Raw genomic sequence first — 4,530 nt, forward strand, 5'->3', positions numbered from 1 at the left:
AAGAGCCGCTCGAATGCAGCAGCCTTGGCAACATCCAAATCGTCGGCGCGGTAAGCATCACCGCCGACAACAACCGTGTTCACGCCAAGCCGGTTCTGGGTCAGCGTGCCGGTCTTGTCGGTGCAGATCACCGTTGTCGAGCCAAGGGTTTCCACGCTTTCGAGGTTCTTGATCAGCGCGTTCTTCTCCGCCATCCGGCGGCTTGCCATCGTCAGGCTCAGCGTTACGGTCGGCAACAGACCCTCGGGCACATTTGCCACGATGATTCCGATTGCGAAGATCAGGCTGCTGACCACCCCGTTTCCGATGGCAACAGAGACGATAAAGAAACTCACCCCAAGTATAATCGCGATGAAGCTGATGACCTTGATGAAGTACTTGAGTTCCTTGTGGATCGGCGTCTCAGTGGCCTCGGTGACCTTGGTCAGCTCGACAATGTTCCCGATCTGGGTGCGCATGCCGGTATTACACAGCACAACCCGGCCTTCACCATTCTGTACCAGCGATCCCGAAAAGACCATGTTTGGGCTTTCGAGCGGGTTCTCGGCAGATTTGCCTTCGTCCAGAAGTTGGGGTTCGCTCTCGCCGGTCAGCGATGAATTATCGACCTTCAACTCCCTGGCCGCGATCAAGCGGCCATCCGCAGGCACCCGGTCGCCTTCATTCAGGATGATCACATCGCCCGGAACCAGTTCGGCAACCGCGACTTCGCGGGGCTGCCCGTCACGAATGGCAGTAATTTTTGACGGCAGCATCTTGTTGAAGCTGTCCATGATCCTTTCGCTTTGATGCTCTTGGAAATATGTGAAGGCGGCATTTAGAATTACCACGCCGACCAAAGCGATGGCGATGTAGAGATTGCCTTGGCCAGGATCCATGCGCTCAGCAGTCATTGCCAAACCGCCACCCACAATCAGGAGAATGGCGAAGAAGTTCTTAAATTGAAGAAGAAATTTGATGATCTCTGGCGTGCTCTTGCCGACTTTCAACTCATTTGGGCCGAAGGTCCTGATCCGCGAGGCCGCCTCCTGCTCGCTCAACCCGTCAGGGGAAGTGTCAAGCGCGCGCAATGCGTCCTTCAGAGATGCAGTGTGATATTGGTCCATCTGCCCCGCCTTTCTTATCCCCTTTTCACGCTAGCGGCCGACTTTGAACACCTCGTCATGGAAGGTTATAGCGGATGCGGCCTCGAGCTGAAAATTCTGTGATTTCACCGTGGCCTATTACTTGCGGGTTCTCAACAGTGAACAGTCGTAATGTCCCGGACAGAATGAATATCTCTATGCGTTTAGAGTTGCCCTTCGCCGACGCATCTTGGTTACCCGGTGGTGAAAGACGAGCTCTTTGCTGCCAGCTCATTCAGTTACGCATCTCCGGTTTGGTCACCCGACGGATCGCGAACAGGGTCGCGGCAGGCCCAATTATTTCGAATACAACCGTGGTTCCGACTGTGAGCGCAATAATTGTTTCAGATGCATCGGGAAATTGCGCGCTGGCCACCAGTGCCATGCCAATTGCCACCCCTGCCTGAGGCATCAGTGCGATGCCGAACCAGCCACGCTCAGCTTCCGGTGCGCCTCCGAGGGCTGCTCCCATCCAACCGCCAACTACGCGGGCGACCGTCCTCAAAACCACGTAAGCCAACCCGATATTTCCGATTGTCGCAATGGTTGAGGTTTCCAGAGCTGCGCCCGCAAGAATGAAAAACAAGATCATAAACGGCCACTGTATGTGCTCTATTTCGTGGAAAGCGCGCGTGTGGTGACGCGCCCGGTTCACGATTATCGTTCCGGCGGTCATACCGGAAATCAAGTATGACAGGTCCAGCCACATCGAAAGGCCAGCAGTTAAAAAAACGAGCGCAAGCGCCTCTATTTGCAGCGGCTCGCCCCCTGTGAGGCGACCAGTGAGAAAAGCGCCCGGAAGGCCTATCAGAGCGCCGAGCAGAATGGACCCACCAAGTTCCCAGATGACGTCGGGCAGAATCTGAGCGTCAACATTTCCGTTCAAGTGATGTGCCAGCGCGATCATCAGACTGAAAACTATCAGTCCCCAAGCATCGTCAATAGCAACAACACCCTTCAGGGTGTCGGTAAAACCGCTGTTTACCCCGGATTGGCGAATCACGTCTTGCGTCGCGGCCGGGGCGGTAGCTGTAGCGATAGCGCCAAGCAGCAGCGCGATTGCAATATCCATTCCAAGCATCCAGAGACCCAAACTTACAACGACAAGAGTCGTGAGGACGATCGAGGCTGAAATCAGCAGAATGGGTTTGCCGTGGGCGTACAGGTTTTTCTTGGTCAGCGAGCCCCCAAGCAGGAAGGCGACCATCGTCAGCGCCGTTATCGACAGGAATTCGTACCAGACTTCGTTGTTCAGAGGGATCAGATTAAAGCCGGAGCCGCCGGCAATAATCCCGCAGCCGAGTAGTAAGGTAACGCGCGGCAGCCGGGTGCGTTTGCCAATCTCGTTGACTGTCAGTCCAGCCGCAAAAAGGGCGCCGAGTGTGATGAGTATATAGGCCAGGTCCATGATCTTGGCGCCTTATTAGGTCGTGGGTTTTGAGAACGATAGTTAAAAAAGTCAACTTGGGGAATCAACATTTCGACCAGGTCGAGAGCTGACAGCGGCCCAAGGCAATTCTGATAGCCCGATTTGAAACCATATCCCTTTGTTTTTCGCAGCCCTGTGCCCTGGCATTCAGTGAACGTCTGTTGTTGCCACTTTGCATTCAGGTTCACCGCCCTCATTTAATGCCCAGTTTGGACTCAGGGCGGTCCTTCGCCGCATTGCCGGAAAGCTGTGGTACACTTTTCTGCCAACGTGGGGTTGGTGATGGGAAGTGCCGAAAACGGACTGGCAAAATGACCGCCAAGCGGATGACTTCAAATGGTGCTTTAGACTGATGCAAATGGCTGTTCTTGCGATGCGAGGGTTTCATAACCCGCCCAGCCTGTTTGAACCACGTTTCTTCTGACGAAATCTCTGCGTTGCTTGCAACACTCTAGAAAAGCAGCATAATCAATCCAAAGATTTGACCGGCGCCTCGAGTTAAGGGCTTGCCGCAATCCTATATACTATTTGACGACAGCCACGTTTCCAGGAAATGAGGTTTCCGGATGACAAAGACTGAAAGCAGCGTTTCTGAAATGGTTTCTGCCCGTTCCCGGTCCGTTACGATTTCCGCTATCAAGGAAATGTCGATCTTGAGTGCGAAAGTTCCCGGTGCCGCCTCGCTTGCTTGGGGTTTGCCCTCTTTTCCGACGCCGGAACCAATCAGGCAGGCCGTCGCCCGAAGGCTTGAAGATGACCCAAAGATAGGAATGTATGCGCTGCCGGGTGGCCTTCCCGAACTTTGCGAAGCAGCCGCGCGGGAGCACTCACGCAGAACCGGCCTCCCCGTCGACCCGGAGCGAAACGTGATGATAACGGCAGGAAATATGGAAGGACTAAACACGCTCTTTCATGTGATCGTCGATCCGGGAGACGAGGTTATTGTCACCGATCCGGGTTTCGTTTCGCACATCACGCAGATCCGGTTTAACGGCGGAACTCCGGTTTTTTGGAAGATGGACGAAGCGAGCGGCTGGCAGTTGGATATCGAAGCGCTACCTGCCCTGATCGGACCGCGGACCAAAGCCATCGTTCTGGTGTCACCTTCCAATCCCACGGGAAGTATCTTGACCGAAGAGACCCTGCGGGCCGCCGCCGACATTGCAAAGAAACATGGGCTGTTGATTATTCTTGACGATCCCTACAGCTATTTCACCTACGAAAACAGCGACCGCTTTTTCAATCTCGCAACGGCGCCGGAATACACTGACAACATTGCCTATCTGTTCACCTTCTCCAAAGCCTACGCAATGAGCGGTTGGCGGGTCGGTTACATGGTTCTGCCTGCGGGTCTAAGAGACGAGATCGTGAAGATCCACGACCTCACGATGATCTGTACCCCGCGGATATCGCAGGTTGCGGCCATCGCGGCGTTGGGGGCCGAGCCTGTCCATTTGGCCGAGTTCAGCACTATTCTCGGCCGCCGCAGGTCCCTGATCTGCGAAAGGCTGGATCGCTTGAAACATGTATTTCAATACGTGCCTCCGGACGGGGCCTACTACGTTTTTCCGCGCATCGTGGCAAAGCACGAAAGCGCCGTCGAATTTGCGCACTATTTGCTGAATGAGGTTAAGATAACAGTCACGCCTGGCAGCGCCTTTGGGCCGTCGGGAGAAAACCACGTTCGCATGGCCTACTGCGTGGAAGATGACACCATAAACACTGCATTTGACCGTCTGGAGTCCCATTTTGGCACCTGATCGCCTTTTGATGGTTTATCTGCTGTCGCCGCAAAAGCCGTCGTTGCCGGGCAACCTTGCCAAAAAGCCAAGGTGAAGACGCATGCCGAACAGGTGAGTTTATTCTGCGTTCTTGGGACACAGTTTCGCAGCTGCTTTGTTCCGGTATCGGTGACCTTGAGCCCAGAGAGGGCATCTACCTGAATTGTGAGCCAATATCCGCTATGCGGACAAAGCT

3 protein-coding genes are annotated in these 4,530 nt (G+C 54.5%); 1 reads left to right on the top strand and 2 read right to left on the bottom strand.

The window, feature by feature from the left end; translation table 11 throughout:
- Both AC221Y_RS20560 and AC221Y_RS20565 read right to left on the bottom strand, forming a co-directional pair.
- A partial coding sequence (locus tag AC221Y_RS20560) for an HAD-IC family P-type ATPase (RefSeq protein ID WP_486708238.1) occupies window positions 1-1,106 on the bottom strand: 1,106 nt, incomplete at its 3' end.
- Window positions 1,107-1,359: 253 nt separating this feature from the next.
- The gene (locus AC221Y_RS20565) at window positions 1,360-2,532 is read right to left on the bottom strand and encodes a cation:proton antiporter (protein WP_486708239.1); all 1,173 of its coding nucleotides are present in this window, start codon (window positions 2,530-2,532) and stop codon (window positions 1,360-1,362) included.
- Between the two features lie 587 nt (window positions 2,533-3,119).
- Between AC221Y_RS20565 and AC221Y_RS20570 the strand changes: the two genes are divergently transcribed.
- Window positions 3,120-4,313: a pyridoxal phosphate-dependent aminotransferase gene (locus AC221Y_RS20570; protein ID WP_486708240.1), complete on the top strand. Its 1,194-nt coding sequence runs from the start codon at window positions 3,120-3,122 to the stop codon at window positions 4,311-4,313.
- Window positions 4,314-4,530 lie beyond the last annotated feature (217 nt).

Source organism: Boseongicola sp., assembly GCF_057460485.1.

Bases quoted from the DNA above. Each gene is read 5' to 3' on its own strand.
- AC221Y_RS20565 (WP_486708239.1), bottom strand. From the start codon at position 2,532: ATGGACCTGGCCTATATACTCATCACACTCGGCGCCCTTTTTGCGGCT.
- AC221Y_RS20570 (WP_486708240.1), top strand. From the start codon at position 3,120: ATGACAAAGACTGAAAGCAGCGTTTCTGAAATGGTTTCTGCCCGTTCC.